The organism is uncultured Clostridium sp., assembly GCF_934754925.1.
In the GTDB taxonomy this organism is placed as follows: Bacteria; Bacillota; Clostridia; order Clostridiales; family Clostridiaceae; genus Clostridium.
Genome location: NZ_CAKVJA010000003.1, coordinates 88234 through 111592, shown reverse-complemented (window position 1 = coordinate 111592; position 23359 = coordinate 88234). Strand labels below are relative to the sequence as shown.

At 26.0% G+C, this 23359-nt stretch carries 16 protein-coding genes; 15 read left to right on the top strand and 1 reads right to left on the bottom strand.

Annotated features, from left to right (window positions below):
* Window positions 1-77 precede the first annotated feature (77 nt).
* The 5 genes from Q0G30_RS02950 to Q0G30_RS02930 all read left to right on the top strand — a co-directional run bounded on the left by Q0G30_RS02950 (window position 78) and on the right by Q0G30_RS02930 (window position 11288).
* A complete protein-coding gene (locus Q0G30_RS02950; RefSeq protein ID WP_294386273.1) occupies window positions 78-3281 on the top strand; it encodes a sensor histidine kinase in 3204 nt (1067 codons plus the stop codon).
* 153 nt (window positions 3282-3434) lie between these two features.
* Window positions 3435-6635: a sensor histidine kinase gene (locus tag Q0G30_RS02945; protein ID WP_294386271.1), complete on the top strand. Its 3201-nt coding sequence runs from the start codon at window positions 3435-3437 to the stop codon at window positions 6633-6635.
* A 16-nt stretch (window positions 6636-6651) separates the two neighbouring features.
* The gene (locus Q0G30_RS02940; RefSeq protein WP_294130392.1) at window positions 6652-7332 is read left to right on the top strand and encodes a Crp/Fnr family transcriptional regulator; all 681 of its coding nucleotides are present in this window, start codon (window positions 6652-6654) and stop codon (window positions 7330-7332) included.
* 99 nt (window positions 7333-7431) lie between these two features.
* Window positions 7432-9159 carry a hydroxylamine reductase gene (gene hcp, locus Q0G30_RS02935; protein ID WP_294386270.1) on the top strand — a complete coding sequence of 576 codons (1728 nt, stop codon included), beginning with the start codon at window positions 7432-7434 and terminating at the stop codon, window positions 9157-9159.
* Window positions 9160-9530: 371 nt separating this feature from the next.
* Window positions 9531-11288 carry a helicase-related protein gene (locus tag Q0G30_RS02930; RefSeq protein WP_294386267.1) on the top strand — a complete coding sequence of 586 codons (1758 nt, stop codon included), beginning with the start codon at window positions 9531-9533 and terminating at the stop codon, window positions 11286-11288.
* Window positions 11289-11339: 51 nt separating this feature from the next.
* Here the strand turns inward: Q0G30_RS02930 and Q0G30_RS02925 are convergent, their stop codons facing one another.
* Complete coding sequence (locus tag Q0G30_RS02925) at window positions 11340-13274, bottom strand: glycosyltransferase (RefSeq protein ID WP_294386264.1); 1935 nt, start codon at window positions 13272-13274, stop codon at window positions 11340-11342.
* Window positions 13275-13760: 486 nt separating this feature from the next.
* Here Q0G30_RS02925 and Q0G30_RS02920 point away from each other — a divergent pair, with 486 nt between their 5' ends.
* The 10 genes from Q0G30_RS02920 (at window position 13761) to Q0G30_RS02875 (ending at window position 23248) form a co-directional block, all read left to right on the top strand.
* Window positions 13761-13898, top strand: a complete 138-nt coding sequence (locus Q0G30_RS02920) for a hypothetical protein (protein ID WP_294386261.1) — start codon at window positions 13761-13763, stop codon at window positions 13896-13898.
* Window positions 13899-14065: 167 nt separating this feature from the next.
* Entirely contained in the window at window positions 14066-15178 is a 1113-nt protein-coding gene (locus Q0G30_RS02915; RefSeq protein ID WP_294386258.1) for an HpcH/HpaI aldolase/citrate lyase family protein, read from the top strand.
* Between the two features lie 24 nt (window positions 15179-15202).
* Window positions 15203-16366 carry a phosphoribosyltransferase domain-containing protein gene (locus Q0G30_RS02910; RefSeq protein WP_294386256.1) on the top strand — a complete coding sequence of 388 codons (1164 nt, stop codon included), beginning with the start codon at window positions 15203-15205 and terminating at the stop codon, window positions 16364-16366.
* A 5-nt stretch (window positions 16367-16371) separates the two neighbouring features.
* The gene (locus Q0G30_RS02905) at window positions 16372-17451 is read left to right on the top strand and encodes a cysteine protease StiP domain-containing protein (RefSeq protein ID WP_294386254.1); all 1080 of its coding nucleotides are present in this window, start codon (window positions 16372-16374) and stop codon (window positions 17449-17451) included.
* Window positions 17452-18219, top strand: a complete 768-nt coding sequence (locus Q0G30_RS02900) for an HAD family hydrolase (RefSeq protein WP_294386251.1) — start codon at window positions 17452-17454, stop codon at window positions 18217-18219. It begins immediately after the preceding gene.
* Window positions 18220-18329: 110 nt separating this feature from the next.
* The gene (locus Q0G30_RS02895; protein ID WP_195467768.1) at window positions 18330-19874 is read left to right on the top strand and encodes a YceG family protein; all 1545 of its coding nucleotides are present in this window, start codon (window positions 18330-18332) and stop codon (window positions 19872-19874) included.
* A 25-nt stretch (window positions 19875-19899) separates the two neighbouring features.
* The gene (locus tag Q0G30_RS02890) at window positions 19900-21204 is read left to right on the top strand and encodes a toxic anion resistance protein (protein WP_294386247.1); all 1305 of its coding nucleotides are present in this window, start codon (window positions 19900-19902) and stop codon (window positions 21202-21204) included.
* Window positions 21205-21370: 166 nt separating this feature from the next.
* Window positions 21371-21997, top strand: a complete 627-nt coding sequence (locus Q0G30_RS02885; protein WP_294386244.1) for a TerD family protein — start codon at window positions 21371-21373, stop codon at window positions 21995-21997.
* A gap of 28 nt (window positions 21998-22025) precedes the next feature.
* Complete coding sequence (locus Q0G30_RS02880; protein WP_294386242.1) at window positions 22026-22604, top strand: TerD family protein; 579 nt, start codon at window positions 22026-22028, stop codon at window positions 22602-22604.
* Between the two features lie 14 nt (window positions 22605-22618).
* Window positions 22619-23248 (top strand): TerD family protein, encoded by a 630-nt coding sequence (locus Q0G30_RS02875; protein ID WP_294386239.1) that lies wholly within the window; start codon window positions 22619-22621, stop codon window positions 23246-23248.
* The last annotated feature ends 111 nt before the right edge of the window (window positions 23249-23359 follow it).

Here is a 23359-nt window from a genome sequence, read left to right as displayed (position 1 = left end):
TAAAAACAAAATTAATGACTATTTTACATAATTTTGTTATAATATGTTAAAAATATATATTTAAGGTTAGGTGCAATATGACTAGAATACTAAAGAGGGTTGGAATATTTTTATTTATATTAATATGTGTTTTTTTCAATAATGTATATGCAGAAAAAAATAATAATATTAATTTTCAAAGTATGACTATAGATGATGGGTTATCTCAATCATTAGCTGAATATATATATCAAGATAGTTATGGATACATTTGGATAGGAACTAGCGATGGTTTAAATAGATATAATGGTAGTGAATTTAAGATATATAAGAATAGTAAAAGTAATGAGAATACAATAAGTAATAATGTAATTACTTCATTAGTAGAGGATAATAGTAAAAACTTGTGGATAGGTACTTATAGTGGTTTAAATAAGATGAATTTAGTTACTGGAGATATAACAAGGTATTTAATTTCTCAAGATGATAAAAATTCATCTAATTCCGTAATTGAAGAGTTAATGGTTGATTCAAAAGAAAGACTTTGGGTATGTAGCATTAGTAGTTTAAATTTATATGATAGTAAAAATGATAAATTTATAAAAATAGAAACTGATTTGTTTAATGATAAGATTATTCAAGATATTTCGGAAGATCATAATGGGGTTATATGGATATCTACTGATGCTGGATTATATAGATATAATCCACAGGAAGAAAAAATTGAGAAGTTTAATGATCCTCAAAATATAATTAATGATAAAAATATTCTTACAATTTATTATAGTAATAATAAATTATGGCTGGGTACTAAAACCTGTGGATTAATTATAATGGATTTAAATGATTATAGTATAAAATCCTATCAGTATAATCTAGATGATAATACTAGTATACCTAGTAATTTTATAAGAGATATACTTAGAGCAAAGGATGGATCTATATGGTTAGCAACGGATCAAGGACTAGCTTTATTTGATGAGGAAACTGAAAGTTTTTATACATATAAAAAGAATTCAGATAAATATAGCATTTGTGATGATAATATTATAAATTTATATGAAGATAGATCCGGAGGAATTTGGATAGGTACTTATAATGGAATAAGTAACTTTTATATAAATAAGGAGTTTAAAGTTTATAGAAATGATCCAACAAACAATAATTCATTAAATAATAGTAGCGTATGTGGAATATATGAGGATGATGATGGAATGATATGGGTTGGTACATTTAATTCTGGAGTTAATAAAATAAATAGGATTACTGGAGATGTAACTAGATATTATAATTTGCAAGGAAATTCTCAATCTTTAAGTAGTAATAGAATAAAAGCTATAACAGGAATAGACAATGAAGTATGGATCGCAACTGATAATGGATTAAATAAATATGATAGAAATACAGGTACTTTTACTACATATAATAAATCGGATAGTAAAAATAGTATTAATAGTGATGAGGTTAGGGCATTATTTATTGATAAAGATGGACTACTTTGGATTGGAACTAGAAATGGATTATGTAGTTTTAATAGAAAAGATAAATTTGTATCATATAATGATTTGTTTGAGAAAAATGGGATTTATGAAAAGGTTGTTTCCGCCATTTATGAAGATAATGAAGGAATAATGTGGATTGGACTTGGAGCCGATGGTGGTTTAGTAAGTTATAATAGAAAAACTGGAGAGATAAAAAATTATTTATCCGATGATAACGATTTAAACTCATTAAGTTTTAATACTGTAAGAGCTATTTCAGAAGATAGTAATGGAATGATATGGATAGGAACTCAAAGTGGATTAAATAAATTTGATAAGAAAAGTGAAAAATTTACTTCATATACATATATGGATGGATTATCTAACGATTTTATATATGGTGTAATTGTAGATAATAGTGATAATGTTTGGGTAAGTACTAACTATGGAATTTCAATATATGATCAAGTAAATAATAAATTTATAAGATATTATGAAGCTGATGGAATTTCTAGCAATGAGTATAATGGATATTCATACCATATGAATAAGGATGGTAGCAGAATTTATTTTGGAGGTATAAATGGATTAACAGAAATTAATCCATTTGATATTAAGTTTAATATAAGTAGTGAACAAGTAATAATAGATAGTATTAAAACAAGTGGTGGTATTGAAATTAAGGAACGTGAGAATATTGTACTTGATTATGATTCAAGAGAATTATATATAAAGTTTTTTACTCCTGAATATAGGAATACTACTGAAATGCAATATGCTTATAAATTAGAAGGTACTGATAAAGAGTGGATTTTTGCCGGTAATGAAAACTATGCAAGATATGCTAGTTTAAAGCCAGGTAAATATACTATGTTGATAGCAGGGAGAAATTATAATGGGGTTTGGTCTGATGTATCTAGGATAAATATTAAAGTAAAGAATTCTATTTGGAAAACTCCTTATGCATATTGTTTTTATATTTTCATAATAAGTTTAATAATATATTTATTCTATAATCAAGTTAAGATATTAGATGGATTAGTTATACAAAGGACTCGAGAACTAAACAATAAGTTAAATGAAAATAAAAAATTATACAATAAATTAATAGAAATGGAGAGATATAAAAATAACTATTTTGTAAATTTATCACACGAATTAAGAACACCATTAAATGTAATTTTATCTGTAGAGCAATTAATATCTTCCCTTAATAAGGAAGGAAAAGAAATAAGTAGAGATAAAATGGAAGTTTATATGAATGCTTTAAAAGGAAATTCAAAACGACTTTTAAATTTAATTAATAATATAATAGATACATCTAAGATAGATTCAGGTTCATATAGGTTAGATAAAGAAAAAACTAACATAGTAAGTTTAGTTGAAGATACAGCTTTAAGTATGGTTGAATTGGCAAAAATGGAGGAAATAGAGCTTATAGTTGATCCTGAAATTGAGGAGCTATTTATAGAGTGTGATAAATTAGATATAGAAAGATGCATAACTAATTTAATAGGAAATGCGATAAAATTCACAGATAGTAATGGAAGGATAATAGTTACTATAAGTGAATTACCAAATAAGGTTAAGATAAGTGTTAAGGATACGGGTATTGGAATAGATTCTAAATTTCATAAAAGCATATTTGATAGATTTGGTCAAATTTATAATGAAGTATCTGAAGAGTTTGGTGGAAGTGGTTTAGGATTAACCTTAACTAAAAATTTACTTAACCTCCATGGAGGAGAAATTAGTGTAATTAGTGAAAAGGGAAAAGGAAGTGAATTTATAATTTTACTCCCTATAAATAATAAACAGTAAAAGAATTTGTAATATTTACAAATTCTTTTTTTTTTAGGAAATGTAAATTTAATAATATTATTATTAAATAAAAACAATATAGGAATTTAAATGATTTTTTTAGATAAATTTGTTATAATATGTAGAGAAAAGGAAAAAAATATGGGGGATAAAATGAAAAGGAATATAAAAAAAGTTATAATATTTTTATTTATGCTATTATGCATATTTTACAATACTGTTTATGCTAGTGATAGCTATAATATTAATTTTAAAAGTATAACTATAGATGACGGATTATCACAATCTTTAGCAGAATATATATATCAAGATAGTTTGGGGTATATATGGATAGGTACTAATGATGGATTAAATAGATATAATGGAAATGAATTTAAGGTATATAAGAATATTAAAAATAATGATAATAGTATTAGTAATAATATGATTAGTTCATTAGTAGAAGATAGTGATAAAAATTTATGGATAGGTACTGATGGTGGACTAAATAAAATGAATTTACTTACTGGAGATATAACAAGATATTTAGTTTCAGATGAAGATAAAACCTATTCTAATACTGTTGTTGATGAATTGTTAATAGACTCTAAGGGGAGACTTTGGGTTTGTACAATAAATGGACTAAATTTATATGATAGTGAAAATGATAAATTTATAAAAGTAGCTAGTGAATATTTAGAGAATAAAGGCCTTCAAGATATTGATGAAGATAATCAAGGGAATATATGGGTATCTACAAGAGAAGGGTTATACAGATATAATCCTGATGATGGTACTGTAAAAGAATTTTTAAGTGATGAAAATGATAAAAATACAATAAATGAAAATAATATATTTTCTATTTATTATAGTGAAAAAAAGTTATGGATAGGAACTAAAACAGGTGGATTAAATATAATGGATTTAGAGGATTATAGTATAAAGGTATATACTCATGACCCTAATAATCCTAATTCTATACCAAGTAATTTTATAAGAGATATACTTAGAGATAGAGATGGGACAATATGGCTAGCTACAGATCAAGGTTTAGCTCGTTTCAATGAGAAGAATGAAACATTTTATACATATAAAAATAATACAGATAAAGATAGTATTTGTGATGATAACATTATTAATTTATATCAAGATAGATCAGGAGTGATGTGGGTAGGAACTTTTAATGGAATAAGTAAGTTTTCTATTAATAAAGATTTTAAGGTTTATAGAAATGATCCAACAGATCCTAATTCATTAAGTAATAGTAGTGTTTGTGGAATATATGAAGATGATGAAGGTATGGTATGGGTAGGAACATTTAACTCTGGTATAAATAAAATAAATAAAGAAAATGATATAGTTACAAGATATTATAATGATGTTAATAATGATAATTCATTAAGTAGTAATAGAATAAAAGATATAACTGGAATAGGAAATGAGATTTGGATTGCAACTGATAATGGATTAAATAAATATGATAAAAGTACAGATAAATTTACTGTTTATAAAAAATCAGATGATAAAAATAGTATAGTAAATGATGAAATAAGGGTATTGTATATTGATAAAGATGGAGTTCTTTGGATAGGAACTAGAGGGGGAATATGTACATTTGATAGAAAAAGTAAATTTACTTCATATAATGATATATTAGAGCAAAATGGTATCTATGAAAAAACTGTTAGTAGTATATATCAAGATAATGAAGGAATAATGTGGTTTGGGTTAGGTAATGATGGAGGTTTAGTTAAGTATAATAAAGAAACTGGAGAAGTTAAAAATTACTTAGCTAATGATGAAGAGGTAAATTCATTAAGTTTTAATAATATAAGATCTATAGCGGAAGATAGTAAAGGGAATATATGGATAGGTACGCAAGATGGATTAAATAAATTTAATAAGGAGACTGAAGAGTTTACAGTATATACATATAGTGAGGGATTATCTAATGATTTTATTTATGGAGTAATAGTAGATAATAAGGATAACATTTGGGTTAGTACTAATTATGGAGTATCCATGTATGATCAAGATAATGATAAATTTATAAGATATTATGAATCAGATGGTCTTGCAACTAATGAGTATAATGGATTTTCATATCATAAAAATAAAGAAGGGAATATCTATTTTGGGGGAGTAAATGGATTAACAGAATTTGACCCATTAGATATTCAAAATAAAATGGAAACTAGTGATATAATTATAGATAGTATAAAAACAAGCGGTGGAATTGAATTAGAACTAAAAAATAATATTGTTTTAGAATATGACTCCAGAGAGTTGTATGTAAAGTTCTTTGTTCCAGAGTATAAAAGTATAAATCAAATGCAGTACGCATATAAGCTAGAGGGTATGGATAGTGATTGGATTTTTGCAGGTAATGAAAATTATGCAAGATATGCTAGTTTATCTCCAGGAAAATATAAAATGTTAATATCAGGAAGAAATTATAATGGTATTTGGTCTGATATATCAGAGATAAATATTAAAGTAAAGAATTCTATTTGGAAAACTCCTTTAGCATATGCTATATATATAATTATAATAGCTAGTATAATATACATATATTATAATCAAGTAAAGATATTAGATGCATTAGTAACTCAAAGAACTCAAGAATTAAATAATAACTTAGAGGAAAATAAAAGATTATATAAAAGACTTATAGAATTAGAAAAACATAAAAATAATTATTTTGTAAACTTATCTCATGAACTCAGAACACCATTGAATGTTATTTTATCTATAGAACAATTATTAACATCTTTTAATAAAGCAGAAATTCAGATATCAAAGGAAAAAATGAGTGAGTACATGAATACTTTAAAAGGTAATTCGAAAAGACTTTTAAATTTAATAAATAATATAATTGATACGTCTAAAATTGATTCTGGGTTTTATAGATTAAATAAGGAAGAGGTTAATATAGTAACTCTTGTGGAAGATACAGCTTTATCAATGGTTAATCTTGCAGAAGTTAATGGATTAAAAATTATAATTGACCCTGAAATAGAAGAGGTATTTATAGAGTGTGATAAATTAGACATAGAGAGATGTATAATAAATTTAATTGGAAATGCCATTAAATTTACTAGTGAAGGAGGAACTATAACTATTTCTATAAGTGAATTACATAAAAAAGTTAGGATTAGTGTTAAAGATACTGGGGTAGGAATAGATGAAAAGTATCATAATGCTATTTTTGATAGATTTGGTCAGGTGTATAGTGAATCTTCAGAGGAATTTGGAGGGAGTGGACTAGGATTAACTTTAACTAGGAATTTAATTAATCTTCATGGAGGAGAGATTAGTGTAGTTAGTGAAAAAGGAAAGGGAAGTGAATTTATTATTATATTACCTATACAATAGTAAAAGGAAGTATTCTATGGAAGAAATAGTTAAAACAATAAAGAAAAATCAGTTGTTCATTGGATTAAGTGATGAAAGTATAAAAAAAGTTTTAAAAGAAATTAAGTACTATATAAAGAATTACAGTAAGGGAGAAATAATTGCTCATGAAGATGATGAATGTAGAAGTTTATCTTTAGTTTTATCTGGAACTATAGAGATACAGAGATTATATTCTAACGGAAAATATATAGTCTTAAGTAGATTGCTTGAAGGAGATGTATTTGGAGAAGCATTGGTATTTTCCAAGGCAAAAACATATCCTGCAACAGTAATAGCTTTAAGTGAATGTACGGTTCTTTTTATAAATAAAAATGATGTTTTAAAATTATGTTCTTATGAAGAGAAAATATTAGAGAATTTCATTTCCTTATTAAGCGATAAAGTATTCATTTTAAATTCAAAAATAAAAAGTATATCTTTTAAAAGTTTACGACAAAAAGTTATTAATTATATTTTAAATGAAGTTAAAGAGCAAAAAAGTAAATCTATAATATTAAAGCATTCAAAGGAAGAAATAGCAGCATTATTAGGTATTCCAAGGCCGTCTTTATCAAGGGAATTAATTAATTTACGAGATAGAAATTATATTGAGTTTGATAGAAAAAAGATTCAAATATTAGATATTGAAGGCTTAGAAGAAGAATTATTTAATTAAAAAAAGAGTTTGTAACTAATGTTACAGACTCTTTTCTTATATCAATATAGAATAAGGTCATGAAGTTTAAAAAATATATTTCAAGAGGAGATTTTAAATATGGACAATAAGATGTTTTGTTTTCAATGTCAAGAAACTGCAGGATGTACAGGATGTACTAAGTTTGGTGTATGCGGAAAGAGTCCAGAATTAGCAAACATGCAGGATTTATTAATATATGTTACTAAAGGATTATCAGAAGTAACAACAAGATTAAGAAAAGAAGGAAAGAAAATAAATAAGGAATTAAATCACTTTATTACTTTAAATCTTTTCACAACTATTACAAATGCAAACTTTGATAATGAGGTATTTTATAGTAGAGTAAAAGAAACTTTAAGAATCAAAAAAGATTTAATTGAAAAATTAAATGATAAAGAAAATTTATCAGAAGTTGCTTTATGGGATGCATCTTCAAATGAAGAAATGGATAAAAAGGCCGGTATCTTAGAAAAGATTAAGAGTGTAGTAACTGGATCTAAGGAAGTTAAGTCTTTAAATACAATATTAGAAGAAAAGTCAAATAGTGATGAAGTTGGAGTACTTGCAACTAAAGATGAAGATATAAGATCATTAAGAGAACTTATAACTTATGGATTAAAGGGATTATCAGCATATTCTAAGCATGCTAATGCTTTAGGTTTTGATAATGAAGAAATAGATGCATTTATGCAAGAAACTTTAGCTAAGCTTTTAGATGATTCATTAAGCGTTGAGGAATTAATTGCTTTAACATTAGAAACAGGAAAAGTAGGAGTAGATGGTATGGCATTATTAGATACTGCTAACACTGAAACTTATGGAAATCCTGAAATTACAAAGGTAAATATAGGAGTAGGTAAAAACCCAGGTATCTTAGTATCAGGACATGATTTAAAAGATATTGAGCAATTATTAATTCAAACTGAAGGAACAGGGGTAGATGTTTATACTCACTCAGAAATGTTACCAGCTCATTATTATCCAAATTTAAAGAAGTACAAGCATTTAGTAGGTAACTATGGTAATGCATGGTGGAAACAAAGAGAAGAATTTGAAAGTTTTAATGGACCAATTCTTATGACTACTAACTGTATAGTACCACCAAAAAATGAAAGCTATAAATCAAGAATGTATACAACAGGAGCTGCAGGATTTGAAGGTTGTGTACATATAGAAGCTGATGAAAATGGAGTTAAGGACTTCTCTGCAATAATTGAACAAGCTAAGAAGTGTAAGGCACCAACAGAAATAGAGCAAGGAGAAATTATAGGTGGATTTGCACATGCACAAGTATTTGCATTAGCAGATCAAGTTGTTGAAGCTGTTAAAACTGGAGCTATTAAGAAATTCTTCGTTATGGCAGGTTGTGATGGAAGAGCTAAATCAAGAAATTACTATACAGATTTTGCAAAGGCATTACCAAAAGATACAGTAATATTAACTGCAGGATGTGCTAAGTATAAATATAATAAGTTAGATCTTGGAGATATAAATGGAATTCCAAGAGTTTTAGATGCAGGACAATGTAATGACTCTTACTCATTAGCATTAATAGCATTAAAATTAAAGGAAGTATTTGAATTAGAAGATATTAATGAATTACCAATAGCATTTAACATTGCATGGTATGAACAAAAGGCTGTAATAGTATTATTATCATTATTATATCTTGGAGTTAAAAATATCCACCTAGGACCAACACTTCCAGCATTCCTTTCACCTAATGTAGCTAAGGTTTTAGTTGAAAACTTTGGAATTGGTGGAATAACTAATGTTGAAGATGATATGAAGATGTTTTTAAAATAATTATTAAATAAAATTCCTAGAGAATTACCGGGGGAAGGTAGTTCTCTAGGAATTTTTTATTAGGAGAAATTTTGTTTAACACTTTATGATTAAAGTATAATATAGAAATTTGTCAATTGTGTTTCAATTTAGTGAAAGTAATAGCTTAAATTAATATAACAATTATACTTGGGTAATAATGTAAAGTAATTTATAATAGTTTTATAGTAAGAAATATAAAAAGAGGGGATTATAATATAAAAAAAGAAAATTTCTAATAATAAGTTCATAGAAGAAATAGATTTTCTAGAACCTCTTAACAATAATAAGAGGAAGATATGAAGAAGAAAGTAATATGGATAAAATAATTAATAGAATAGCGGAGGAAGTATATGAAAAAGAATGCAGCGCTAAGAGAATTTAAAAAGCTAAAAAGTCAAATAAATCAAATAGAAGAAATAGTACATCATTCTAAGGTAGGTGCATTAATAGAGCAAGAAACTTCTATTAGAAAGAAACTTAAATTACTTAAGGAGATGGAAAAGGAAGGCTTTAAAGAATATGAGAATGTATGTGAGAGATATGAGGAGCTTTTAGAGGAAGTTTCTAAGAGAATGCTTGAAGATTATAATAAGAAAAATAATACTGATTTTGATTTTTATGAAGTAGTTAGAGGAAATTATAATACATTTTTAAATTCAGGTGTTATGACAGTGCTTACTAAACAGCATATACCAAAGCTTATTGGAGAAGCTTTTGAAGAGGCATTTCCAGATAATCCAAAAGATGAATATATGGTAACAAGAAGAATGAAAAGAAAAATATACATTCATCTTGGAGATACAAACACAGGAAAAACTTATAATGCAGTAGAAAGGCTTAAAACAGCTAAAAAAGGCGTATATTTATCTCCACTTAGAATTTTAGCATTAGAAAACTATGATAAGTTAAATAATGAAGGTATAGTTTGTGATTTGATGACAGGAGAGGAAGAAATAATAAAAGAAAATTCAACTCATATTTCATGTACTATAGAAAAGGTTAATTTAAAGCAAAGTTATGATATTGCTGTAATTGATGAAATTCAAATGATTAGTGATACACAAAGAGGAATAGCATGGAGTAGAGCTCTTTTAGGACTTAGATGCAATGAAATTCATATTTGTGGTGCAATGAATGCTAAGGAATTATTAATTAAAATATTAGATGATTGTGAAGATGATTATGAAATTAAGGAATATCATAGAAATATACCTTTAATAGTTGAAACTAAAAACTTTAGTTATAATGACGTTCAAGAAGGAGATGCTATTGTAGTATTTTCGAAAAAGAGAGTATTAGAAATAGCACAAGATTATTCAAACAAAAATATAAAAACTAGTATTATTTATGGTGATTTACCACCAGAAGTTAGAAAAATGCAATATGAACAATTTATAAATAAGGAAAATAAAGTTTTAGTAACAACAGATGCTATTGGAATGGGTGTTAATTTACCTATAAGAAGAATAATATTTATGTCTATAAGAAAGTTTGATGGTGAAGAGGTAAGAGAATTAACATCTCAAGAGGTTAAGCAGATTGCTGGAAGAGCTGGTAGAAAGGGAATATATGATACAGGTTATGTAGCTGGAGTTTCTGATACTCATAATTTTATTAGTAGAAAGTTAGAAGTAAAAGATGAGATTATAAAGCAAGCTGTAATAGGTCCATCAGAAGCAATTTTAACTATAAAAAGTCTACCGCTAAATGAAAAATTAGTGCTATGGAAGACTAGAGAATCAAAGATAGATTACTATACAAAGATGGATATAAGTGAGTATCTATTAATATTAGAAAAAATAAAGAGATATAAGCTTAAAGAAGAGGATCAATGGGATTTATTAAAAGTTCCTTTCGATGTTGCCAATGAAGAACTTATGGATAAGTTTTTAGAGTATGTAGATGAAGTTTTTGTTGCTAAGTTGAAAGAAGTAACAAAGCCAACATGTTTTACAGGAAATCTTGATGATTTAGAAATTTATTATCAAAAAATTAATATGTATTATTCTTTTTCTAAGATATTTAATTTAAAGTTTGATGTAGATTGGGTATATTCAGAAAGAATCAAAGTTAGTGAAGATATAAATGAAATTCTAGTGAAAATATAAAAATTATAACTATCTCAAAATTATAAAAGTCTAATTTTGAGATAGTTATTTTTAAGTAGACTGTATTTTAGATTTACTAAATGTGAAAATACCTTTTTTAGTACAGTTCTCTTTTATATATTTTGGTGACTTTTTAGGGTCGTAATAAGCTTGCATATTATCTATGTATATATTCATTATAAAGTAAAGTTGATTATTAGTTAGCGAGTCAAATTTTAGTCCTAAAAGCTTGTCTGTATTTCTAGCAACTTTACAAGGAATAATGTAGTTATCAATATGTATATCGAGTTTTGTATTTAACTTAACATCTAAGGGACTATTTAATTTTATAGCTACTCCTTTTTCAGAAATATCTATTAATGATCCTTCCAATTTTCCCTTTGATGTATTAATAAAAATATGTATATTTTCTTTAATTGAAATTCTTTCACTTTGCCTATATATTGGATTTTGATATGCAACTTTAATACAAATTATTGAACCTAAAAAGTTATAAATACTCCAGATAATATTAATTAAATAAGCACCTAAATTAATCTTATTAGTTAATAAGGATACTGTTCCAAAGAACCAAGCAAATATACTAGTAATTGCTATTAAAATATGAGGTAAAGCCATTTTAAAATGAAATTGCTTTTTGTTGTTAGTTAAATCCTTAGATGTAACACTAAATTCTGATTTCAAACAAAGTAGTTCTCGAAATATAGAAATGGTTATATGAGGAGCCATAGCTACTTCATAATAATGGGACCATCTTAAACTTCTTGTTCTAGGAGAGAGTATATTGAATACTAATACTTGGCCTAATAAAAAAGGGATAAATACAATTAATAAATCTTTAAGAGAAGAATCTATAATTAATTTACAACTCAATAAAAATATTAATGGTGAAAGTATATATATAATTTTTTGAATACTAGAAAGCCAATATATTACACCATCAAGGTATGCTATTTTTTGACCAAATGTTAGACCTTTATTAAATAATACATTAAATTTTTTCATTACTTGTAGATTTCCTCTACACCATCTATCTCTTTGTTTAACAAGTTCAGTAAAGGTAGTAGCACTTAAACCTAAAACTAACTCTTCATTTATGAATTCTGAGTCATAACCTTTAGCTTGTAATAACATACCAACTGCCATATCTTCAGTTATTGAGCAAGTAGGATATCCTCCTATTTCAAGTACATATTTTTTTCTAAAAACAGCATTTGTCCCAACATGTAAAACCGCATTACTTGCAGCCCTAGCAACCTCTATATCTCTCATAAAGAAGTCTTGTTCATTAGGTATTTTTTTATTTAGGTTATATTGATACATATCTTGATTATAATAAACTTGAGGAGTTTGTACAAAAGCCATATTTTCATTTGTAAAATAGCCTACAGTTTTAGTTAAAAAGTTCTTTTTGGGAATCATATCTGCATCTAAAACAGCAAATAAATCACCAGTTATTATACTTAATGCATTATTTATATTTCCTGCTTTTGCTCCCTCATTATTATCTCTAGTAATATAATTAACGTTATAGTTTTTGCATAAGTGTTTTAGTTCATCTCTATGACCATCATCACAGATATAAATTTTAAGCTTATTTTGAGGATACTCTAGTTTTTTGCTAGCTATGATAGTCTTTTGAAGTAAATCTAATGGTTCGTTATATGTACAAATTAATACATCTACAGATGGAATATTTTCCATAGTATAATTATTCAAGGATTTATTTTCAAGTTTGTGATTTTTACTAAATAAGTATTGAAAATTTATAAATGATATTAATCCTAATATCTCAGCACAATATAGAGAAATACCTAATATAAAACTCATAATACCATGATGAACAGGGATAACTGTAAATCTCCATAGAGTATATACAATGCATATAAATATATTTACTATTATTAATATCCTTCTATATTCAGGTTTTATAATTGAAATAAAAAATGCAATTAATAAAGCTAAAATAGAAATTATTAAATACATATAGTTGCCTCCTTTATATTAATAATAATTAAATTCTTCATTTATGAAGTACTTAATTATTATATTAACATATAAGAAGCAAGTTAAATATGGATAAATAATAAAAATTATAATTTAAAATGAAAAAAAGTATCAAATATAAATTAATAGCATAATATATATAATGAAATAAAAAGGAGGTAGAGTTTATGTTTAATAATATAAAAAAAATAGAATTAAATAAAGTTAATAATAAATTTTATATGATAGCTCTACCTATGGAATAGTTGTACATTTTTTAGTGAATCTTAATAATTTATCATAGTATATATCATGAGTTATCGTATTCATGGTATTTTATATTGTTTTTAATAATATTTTAATGACCATGGAAAAACCATGGTCATTTTTATATAAAAAATTTTAATAAAGGAGAAAATAAAATGAGTAATTACTTTAAAGGTGGTACTACACAAATAAAATTAAATAAAAAAGGAGGTAGATGTTATGACACCATTATACGACTACAATATTGCAATGGTAATTGGTAATTATATTGTAAAATCTATTGCAAATGATAAAGATTTAAATATAAATAGTAGAAAATATAGTCTAATAAAAAGATTATTCAATAAAGTAATTTAATGAAAATAAAAAAAGGAGATGTAAGTTAAGCATCTCTTTTTTTAAAAAGAAAATAATAAAATATTAATATTATATTTATACAATATATTAATTATTTTGCTATAATTATAGAGTACTTAAATATTGCATAAAAGTAATTAACAGGTATTATAAAGGAGTATAAATAATTGAGATATTTAAATGAATATAAAAAAGATCTATTCTATAAAGAGCCAGTAGAGTTTAATAAGAATTCGAATAAAGATATATTAAAATATGCAGTAGGTGCTAATTTATATATGAATGGAGAAAAGAATTTTTATGAAAAGATAATTAATGGAGAGTTTAATGAGTTAGGTGCAATTTCTATTTGTTTTGAGGATGCAACTAGAGATGGTGAGGTTGAGGATGCAGAGAATAATGTAGTTAACATGCTTGATAATTTAGTAAAGTATATTAGCAATATAGAGGTTACAAATAATATTCCACTTATTTTTTTTAGGGTAAGAAACTATAATCAATTTCTTAGATTCACTTCAAAGTTAAGAGCTGATCATTTTAGATATATTACTGGATTTATTTTTCCGAAATTTACCTCAAAAAATTCAATAGCTTATCTTGAATATACAAAGAGGATTTCTGAAAAGTATAATGAAGTTTTATATGCTATGCCCATTTTAGAGAGTGAGGCTATTGTTTATAAAGAAACTAGGATTCAAGAATTAATTAATATAAAACAAATAGTAGACGATTATTCAGATATTATTTTAAATATTAGAGTTGGAGGTACTGATTTTTCTTCTAAATTTGGATTAAGGAGAAGTATTGATTCTAGTATTTATAATGTAAGGGTAGTATCGGATTGTCTAATTGATATTATAAATATGTTTTCAAGAGATGGAGAAGATTACGTTATTTCAGCACCAGTTTGGGAATATTTTTCTGAAGATATAAAATCTAAGGAGGTTTCTGGTTTGATAAATGAAATAAAAAGTGATAAGGAAAATGGATTTTGTGGTAAAACAATAATTCATCCAAGTCAAATAAAATATGTGAATTCATTATATACAGTTACTTATGAGGAATATATAGATGCTAAAAGTATAATTAGTTCTTTGGAAGATGGAGGCGTATTTAAAGGTTATGGTGGCAATAAGATGAATGAGGTAAAACCACATTTTAATTGGGCTAAGAAGGTTATGAATAGAGCTGAAATTTTTGGAGTTTTAAATGAAGGAATATCATATGAGGAGTTATATAAGGAAAGTAATTTTAGTAGTAAATCTATAGAAGTGTTATAAAAGTGATATAAAAGGGGATAGACTATGAGTGTAGACATTAATATAAGAAAGAATAAATATAATTTAAATTTAAATGATTTAATAGTAATGGGAAAAAGAATTAATAATGAAAAAAGAAATTTTTTGTTTATAAGTAAGGTGTTAGGAAAGCATATTGAAGCTAAACCTAGTGTATGTAAAGAAATAGGTTGCAAGTTAGCTGGATTAATTTTTAATAAAGAAGAAAAAGGAGAAAGCTATAAAAATAATGAAAAAATATGTGTATTAGGGTTTGCTGAAACAGCAACAGGATTAGGAATGGCTGTAGCATCATATATTCAAAATTCTTATTACCTCACTACTACTAGAGAGGATATAAAAGAGATAAAATCTATTTTGAAATTTGAGGAAGAGCATTCTCATGCAACAACCCATAAATGTTTTCCATTAGATAAGGACAAACTTATTAATTCAGAAAAAATAATTTTAGTAGATGATGAGATAACAACTGGAAAATCTATGATAAACATAATAAAGGAATTAAAAGAGGTTACTAATGCAAAAAAATTCATTATAGTAAGTATTTTAGATTGGAGAAATGAAGAGCATAGGAAGGTATATGATGATTTAGTAAATAAAGAAAATATTAATGTAGAGGTTTTATCATTAATATCAGGAGATATAAAAATAAAGGATACAACTACTTATATGGATAATAATGATAATGTAATAAATGATACTACTGATGTTTTAAATTATAATGCTTTAGATAGGATAGATCTAAAGACAAACTATGAAAAAGAAGTTGAAAGTTATTTATTACATACAGGAAGATTTGGAGTAGATTTTAATGAAATACAAGCATTAGAGAGTAAGTGTAAAGATATAGCTAATAGGCTTGAAGATTTCATTGGAAGTAATAAAAAAATATTAGTATTAGGACATGGAGAAAATATATATATTCCTTGTAGAATAGCATCCTATATAAAGGGAGATGTATATTTTAAAAGTACTACAAGAAGTCCAATTTATTGTGATGATGTTGATGGATATCCTATAAAAGAAAAACATGTATTTTATCATAAAGGGATAAAGTATTATTTTTATAATAAAAGTGAAATTGAAAAAAAATATGATAAGGTGATTTTAATAACAGAAGATGATTTAAATATTAAATTAACAAACAATATGATTGCGGTAAGGGTTTAGAGATTATGGAGAATATAAATTTAGTTAAACATAGTTATAAAGATGATTGCATATTTTTGCTTAAGGATTTAACTGATAAAATACAGGAAATCACAATTCAAGAAAAAGAGGAATTAATAAGAAGCGGAGTAAGCTATTCTGAAATGATTTCAAAAGAAAGTATACCAAGTAAAGATATTAAAAATATATTTCTTAATATCTTAAATAGAGATAAGAAATTAATTGCATATTATGTTGCAAAGATATCCGAGATAATATATAGGCAAAAAGGTAATAAGTTGGTAATTGTTTCGTTAGCTAGAGCAGGAACTCCCTATGGAATATTAATTAGAAAATATCTGAAGTTAAAATATAAAGTAGATATACCACACTATAGTATATCTATTATAAGAGATAAGGGTATAGATTCTAATGCATTGAAATATATTTTAAGTGAACATAGGGAAGCAAATATACAATTTGTTGATGGATGGACTGGAAAAGGATCTATAACAAAAGAATTAAATAAATCTATAGATGATTTTAATAATAAAAATAAAACTAATATAGATAGTTCATTAGCTGTTATTTCAGATCCAGCAAAGTTATGTAAAGTGTGTGGAACAAGGGAGGACTTTGGAATAGCGACTTGTTGTTTAAACTCAACGGTAAGTGGATTGATAAGTAGAACTATTCATAATGAAAAATATATTGGTAAGGATGAGTTTCATGGAGCTAAGACTTTATATTATTTAAAGGATGAAGATTACTCACAATATTTTATTGATAAGATAGATAATGAATTTAAAAAAATAAGCATTAAATATGAAGATTTAGTTTTGGAAAATATAGATAAAGAGTATTCAATGAAGATTGTTAGTAAGATAAGAGAATTATATGATGTTAATAACATAAATAATATTAAGTTAAGTGTGGGAGAATCAGCTAGAGTTTTATTAAGAAGAGATCCGAGAGTTGTATTAGTTAAAAATAAGAGTGATAAAAATATAGAGCATATACTTAAGTTAGCAGAGGAAAAAGGAGTAAAAGTTATTGAATATAAAGATAGCGAATATAATTGTATTTCAATAATTAATGAAAGATAAATGGAGAAAATATTTTTTATTACGGATTTAGATAGAACAATTATACATTCTAAACACAGAGGTTATAAGTGTGTAGAAAAGCTTGGTGATAAAGAGATAACCTATATGACTGATTATGCTTATGATAAGCTACAGGAGTTGTTAAAAAGAGAAGAGTTTATTTTTATACCATGTACTATGAGGAATATTAATCAGACATTAAGAGTTGATTTTATAAGAGATTACAATCCCCAAATTATAATATGTACAAATGGAGCTCAAATTTACATTGATGGAAAACTTGATGAAGCTTGGGACAAGCAAATGAAATCTTTATGTAATCAAGATGAATTGAATGAAAATATTAATTATCTTGAAAAATTAAAAAAAGAATATAAAGAGCGTATAGGAGTTATAGAAATAAGGAATATTGAAGATTCTTATATTACTGTAAAATGCATAGACTCATATGAAGCAGAGAAACTTTACAATATAATAAATAATAAGTTTGGTAAAAATATTAATGTCTTAAGAATAGAAGCTAAGATATTTATTATTCATAATAGAATAAACAAGGTATATGCTGTGGATTATATTATTGAAAGGTTTAATATAAAGAAATTAATTACATCTGGTGATACAGAGGTTGATAGAGAGTTTACTAGTAGAGGAATAACGATTTTACCTAAGCATAGTTCTTTCAAACATGAAAAGGCTATAATAACTGAAAAAAGCAAAATACATGCTACAGAAGAAATTTTAGATTATATAAATAAAATTATTATGTAAAAAGTAGAACCAATGGAGTAAAAGAAGGAAAAAGTTGAAAGGAAAGTATGAAATAGGTTAAAATTTAGATGGAAGGTTTATTTTAAGAAAGTAAGAGGTTAATTTGTAAAATGGCTATAAATTTAAGAAACATAACAAGTTATATGTTTAGAACTATTTATGAAAGAGAAGATACATATAATAAGTTTAAGCCATATTTTTATAGATTTATAGGTGTAGATGATAGTTCTAAATATAATGATTTTATTAAGACTATTGAAAGTAAGTTTATAGAAGAGGAAGATAAATGTATTATATTTGATAATTCTATTCCTTTAAGCGGTGAAATGGAATTGATTCAGTATATTTTTAATGAACTTGCCTCAATGGATGTTTATAAAATGACTACACAAGATATAACGATATTTGATGATTTTGAAGTAAATTTTAAGTTTTTAAGTGCATTAGAATATGTTATACCGATTGCTTGTAGCAAGGAAAATTTCTTTAATGATAATGTAAGAAATAATTTTATAACTAAATTAATTGTTTGGACTTATACCTATGCTAAAGATATAAAATATGATGCTAGCATTAATCCAAAGTGTGTTTATTACGGCAATATTGAAAGACATGAAATATATTTTCTAATTATGCTTTATAAAATGGGCTTTGATGTTATTTATATTAATCCATTAAAAGAAGAGTTATGGAATGAAATTGATGATGCAGGTCTAAGTCAATGTATAAAAAGTATGGGGATTTTAAGTGTTGAATCTTTTAAAGAAAGAGCTAGCAAGGGGAAGGTAATTGATAATTTTGAAACTGTTACTAAGCAAATTCAAAGAGATATAGAAGAACAGCTTTTTTCTAATACTGGAATGTTTAAACCGTGGCAGTTTAGAAAAGGATATACAAAGAGTATTTTACTAGACACAATATTAGAAGATATTTATATTTATTGGAATGAGCCCTGTAAATTGAGAAGTGGATTTAAGGTTGAAGGTAATACCGTTCAGGTTCCGTGTTTCTTTAAAAAGATAGATGGAATATATAGTGATGAATTTGAGTATCAAAAGCTAGTGAAATATTGTACATCATCACCAAATACTTTAGTTTTTAATGGGAGATATTTCTCAGAAGATGTGCAATTTACAGATGATATGTACCAACTTATGTTTTGTCAACTAAGTGATGGTTCTTTTGATATAGATGAACTTAAAAAGTTGCCTATATATAGATTTTCAAAATATAGCGAAGATACTCAAAATTTTTTATTAAAAAAGTTTAATGAAACAATAAGCAATACAGAATTATTTAATAGAACTTTTACTAAAGAAGAAATATTAAGATTATTAGTATTAGTTTTAGGGTTAAATGAAAGTATTGTTAGATTAATAGATAATTTTGATTTTACAGCAGCTATACCTAAAATAGTAATTTATCTTGAAGATGAAAATACAATGCCTGAATCTATGCAAATACTTTTGGGATACCTTCATACTATAGGGATTGATATAGTTATATTTAACCCATCAGGTTTATTTAATATTAATAATGTAATAAAAGCTACTGCTTTAAATAATTTTAGATTAGATGTAATGAAGTATGATTCAAAATATAATAATTTAATGAATTTAAAACAAGGAGTTTTTTCAAGATTTTTAAGAAGGTAGAAAAAATAGAAAAGGAGAGATTTATATGAATAATAATGATAATAATATGTTTGGACAAACATTAAATGAGGATATATATGAAAACCAACAAATGGGATATCAAGGTCAACAAGGAGGTTACCCAAACCAACAAATGGGATATCAAGGCCAACAAGGAATGTATCCAAATCAACAAATGGGTTACCAAGGACAGCAAGGAATGTATCCAAATCCTCAAATAGGTTATCAAGGAGAAATGGGAATGTATCCTAATGATAATACACAAATTCCAAATGATAACTTTGATATGGCAACTATATCAGAATATAAGCAAAGATTAAGAGGAATGAAAGAGGTTCAAGATCTTACTAGTGAAGTAGAAATTCAAAATCCTAATTCAATAGTTATGTTTGGACAAAAGGCAAGTGAAAATATATCTAAGGTTTCTGATGAATTATTAAAATCAATGAAGGCTGTAAAATCAGAAGAAGCTAGTGAAATGCTAGTAAACTTAACTAAAATAATGGATAAGTTTGACGTTAAGGAACTTGAAGGAGTAGAAAAACCATCTATGTTATCTAAGCTTATGAAAGGTGTAGGTAATAGTGTAGCTAAATTATTTCAAAAATACGATACTATGGGATATGAAGTAGAAAAGGTATATGTATTATTAAAGAAATATGAAAATGATATTAGGGAATCAAATGCTAATTTAAAGAAATTATATGATGCTAATCTTCATTATTATCAATTATTGGAGAAGTATATTGTTGCTGGAGAATTAGCATTAGAAGAAATAGATGCATATATACAGCAAATATCAATGAATACTGCAATGAACCAAGAAGAAAAGCATATGTTAACTCAAAAACTTGAAATAAGCAAAGAGATGTTATCACAACGTGTATATGACCTTCAAATTGCAGAAAATGTTGCAATTCAAGCAGCACCTATGATTCAAACTATACAAATGTCTAATTTTAATTTAATGAGAAAAATAAATTCATCATTCATAGTTACATTGCCAATATTTAAGCAATGCCTAGCACAAGCTGTTATATTAAAAAGACAAGAAATTCAAGCTAAATCAATTAAGCAGTTAGATGATAAGACTAATGAACTTATTATGAGAAACGCTCAAAATACTGCTAGACAGTCAGTAGAAATTGCAAGAATGGCATCAGGAAGTTCAGTAGCTATTTCTACATTAGAGAAATCCTTTGAAACAATAATGAAGGGAATAGAAGATACTAAGGCTATTCAAGAAGCTAATAGGGCACAAAGAGTAGAGAACTCAGCTAAACTTGAACAAATTAAGCATACAATGAAAAAGAATATAGCTCAATCATAAAATAATTAAAAAATAGTGAATAAAAATAGAAAAATGGACATAATTAAAATAAATAGAAAAACAAATAAAATATACCTTGAAAAGAGTTGAAAAGTATTTTGTTAAGTGGTATAATTTATCGCATAAGATAATTAAAAATAATACTTTGAATTTAGGGGGTATAAAAATGGGAATTAATTTAGGATCAATGATGAATAATATGCGTTCTAATACAACTGATAATGGAGTAAATGCATTAAATTTAAAAAAGAATGATGTTTTAAACTTAACAAAGAAGAATCCAGGCTTAAAGAAAGTAATATTAGGAGCCGGATGGGATGTAGCTAGTATAGGACAAGATTTTGATTTAGATATAGCAGCATTTTTATTAAATGATAATGGTAAGGTTCAAAACATACCAGATGATGTAATATTCTTTAACAATATGAAGGGTCAAGGAATTTACTTAGAAGGTGATAATAGAACTGGAGCTGGAGAGGGTGATGATGAAAGAATAAGATTAGATCTAGAAGCAATTTCATCACATGTTCAAAAAATAGTTTTTGTTGTTACTATACATGAGGCTCAAGCTAAAAGACAAACATTTGGAATGGTAGAAAATTCTTATGTTAGAATTTTAGATGAAGAACGTAATGAAAAAGAAATTTGTAGATTTAATTTAAAAGAAAATGGTTCAACAGTTACTTCAGTAATTTTCGCAGAATTATATAAAGTAAGTGGAGAATGGCAATTCAAAGCAATTGGAGAAGGAAAAATTGCTGATTTAAATGGAATTTTAGGATTGTATATGTAAGGAATATGAGATTTGGAGGAGAAAGAATATGGCAGGAGTTTTAAATTTACAAAAAAATGATATTTTAGATTTAAGAAAAGCAGAACCAGGATTAAGGCATGTTATGTTAGGGGCTGGTTGGGATGTTGCTAAGAAAGGGTTTTTTAATTTAGGTGCTGATTATGATTTAGATTTAATAGCACTATTATTAGATAGTAATGACAAATTAATAAATAGAGGAGTAATATATTTCGGAAACTTAAAAGGTGAAGGAATATACTTACATGGAGATAATAGAACTGGTGCTGGAGATGGTGATGATGAAAAGATATCAGTTGATTTAGATAAATTATCACCAAAGTGTGATAAAGTTATATTTGCACTTAATATTTATGATGCAGTATCAAGAAAACAAAACTTCTCTAAGGTAAAAAATGCTTATATTAGAATATTAAATGAAGATAATGGCAATAAAGAAATATGTAGATATAACCTATCAGAAGATGGAGGAAATAATACAGCATTACTTTTTGCAGAATTACAAAGAGTTAATGGTAGTTGGCAATTTAAGGCTAAGGGAGAATTATTACAAGCTACAGTTAAATCTTTAGCAGATATGTATAAATAGAGGAGGCAATTAATATGGGAATTAATTTAGGTTCAGGATTTGGAAATTTAACAGGAAATACAAGCAATAATGCACCAACTGGTGGAGTTTTAAATTTAAACAAAAATGATATATTAGATTTAACAAAGAGAAATCCAGGATTAAAAAGAGTAATGCTTGGTGCAGGATGGGATATTTCAAATAATGGTTCAGATTTTGATTTAGACATAGCAGCATTTTTATTAGATGCTAATAATAAATTTAATACTGTTTCAAATGTAATATTCTTTAATAATAAAGTAGGTCAAGGAATTTCTTTAGCTGGTGATAATAGAACAGGTGCTGGTGAAGGTGATGATGAAACAATAAATATAGATTTAGATAAGATTGATTCAAACATAGCAAAAATAGTTTTCGTTGTTACAATTCATGAAGCAATGGCTAAGAGACAAACTTTTGGAATGATAAATAATTCATATGTTAGATTAGTAGACCTAGATCAAAATGGAAAAGAATTATGTAGATTTAATTTAAAGGAAAATGGATCTACTGCAACATCTGTAATATTTGCAGAACTTCATAGAAGTGGATCAGAATGGCAATTTAAGGCTGTTGGAGAAGGTAAAATCGCCGATTTAAATGGAGTATTAGCTTTATATCAATAGCTAAGGAAGTACATGCAAAAGATATTTTACTTTTGCATGTATATTTTTTTAAGGAAATTATAATGTAATATTTTAAAAAAATATAAATAAATGATAATATAGTACTTATAT

Bases quoted from the DNA above. Each gene is read 5' to 3' on its own strand.
- Q0G30_RS02930 (WP_294386267.1), top strand. From the start codon at position 9,531: ATGAAAAAGAATGCAGCGCTAAGAGAATTTAAAAAGCTAAAAAGTCAA.
- Q0G30_RS02945 (WP_294386271.1), top strand. From the start codon at position 3,435: ATGAAAAGGAATATAAAAAAAGTTATAATATTTTTATTTATGCTATTA.
- Q0G30_RS02890 (WP_294386247.1), top strand. From the start codon at position 19,900: ATGAATAATAATGATAATAATATGTTTGGACAAACATTAAATGAGGAT.
- hcp (WP_294386270.1), top strand. From the start codon at position 7,432: ATGGACAATAAGATGTTTTGTTTTCAATGTCAAGAAACTGCAGGATGT.
- Q0G30_RS02920 (WP_294386261.1), top strand. From the start codon at position 13,761: ATGACACCATTATACGACTACAATATTGCAATGGTAATTGGTAATTAT.
- Q0G30_RS02875 (WP_294386239.1), top strand. From the start codon at position 22,619: ATGGGAATTAATTTAGGTTCAGGATTTGGAAATTTAACAGGAAATACA.
- Q0G30_RS02895 (WP_195467768.1), top strand. From the start codon at position 18,330: ATGGCTATAAATTTAAGAAACATAACAAGTTATATGTTTAGAACTATT.
- Q0G30_RS02905 (WP_294386254.1), top strand. From the start codon at position 16,372: ATGGAGAATATAAATTTAGTTAAACATAGTTATAAAGATGATTGCATA.
- Q0G30_RS02910 (WP_294386256.1), top strand. From the start codon at position 15,203: ATGAGTGTAGACATTAATATAAGAAAGAATAAATATAATTTAAATTTA.
- Q0G30_RS02900 (WP_294386251.1), top strand. From the start codon at position 17,452: ATGGAGAAAATATTTTTTATTACGGATTTAGATAGAACAATTATACAT.
- Q0G30_RS02950 (WP_294386273.1), top strand. From the start codon at position 78: ATGACTAGAATACTAAAGAGGGTTGGAATATTTTTATTTATATTAATA.
- Q0G30_RS02940 (WP_294130392.1), top strand. From the start codon at position 6,652: ATGGAAGAAATAGTTAAAACAATAAAGAAAAATCAGTTGTTCATTGGA.
- Q0G30_RS02880 (WP_294386242.1), top strand. From the start codon at position 22,026: ATGGCAGGAGTTTTAAATTTACAAAAAAATGATATTTTAGATTTAAGA.
- Q0G30_RS02885 (WP_294386244.1), top strand. From the start codon at position 21,371: ATGGGAATTAATTTAGGATCAATGATGAATAATATGCGTTCTAATACA.
- Q0G30_RS02925 (WP_294386264.1), bottom strand. From the start codon at position 13,274: ATGTATTTAATAATTTCTATTTTAGCTTTATTAATTGCATTTTTTATT.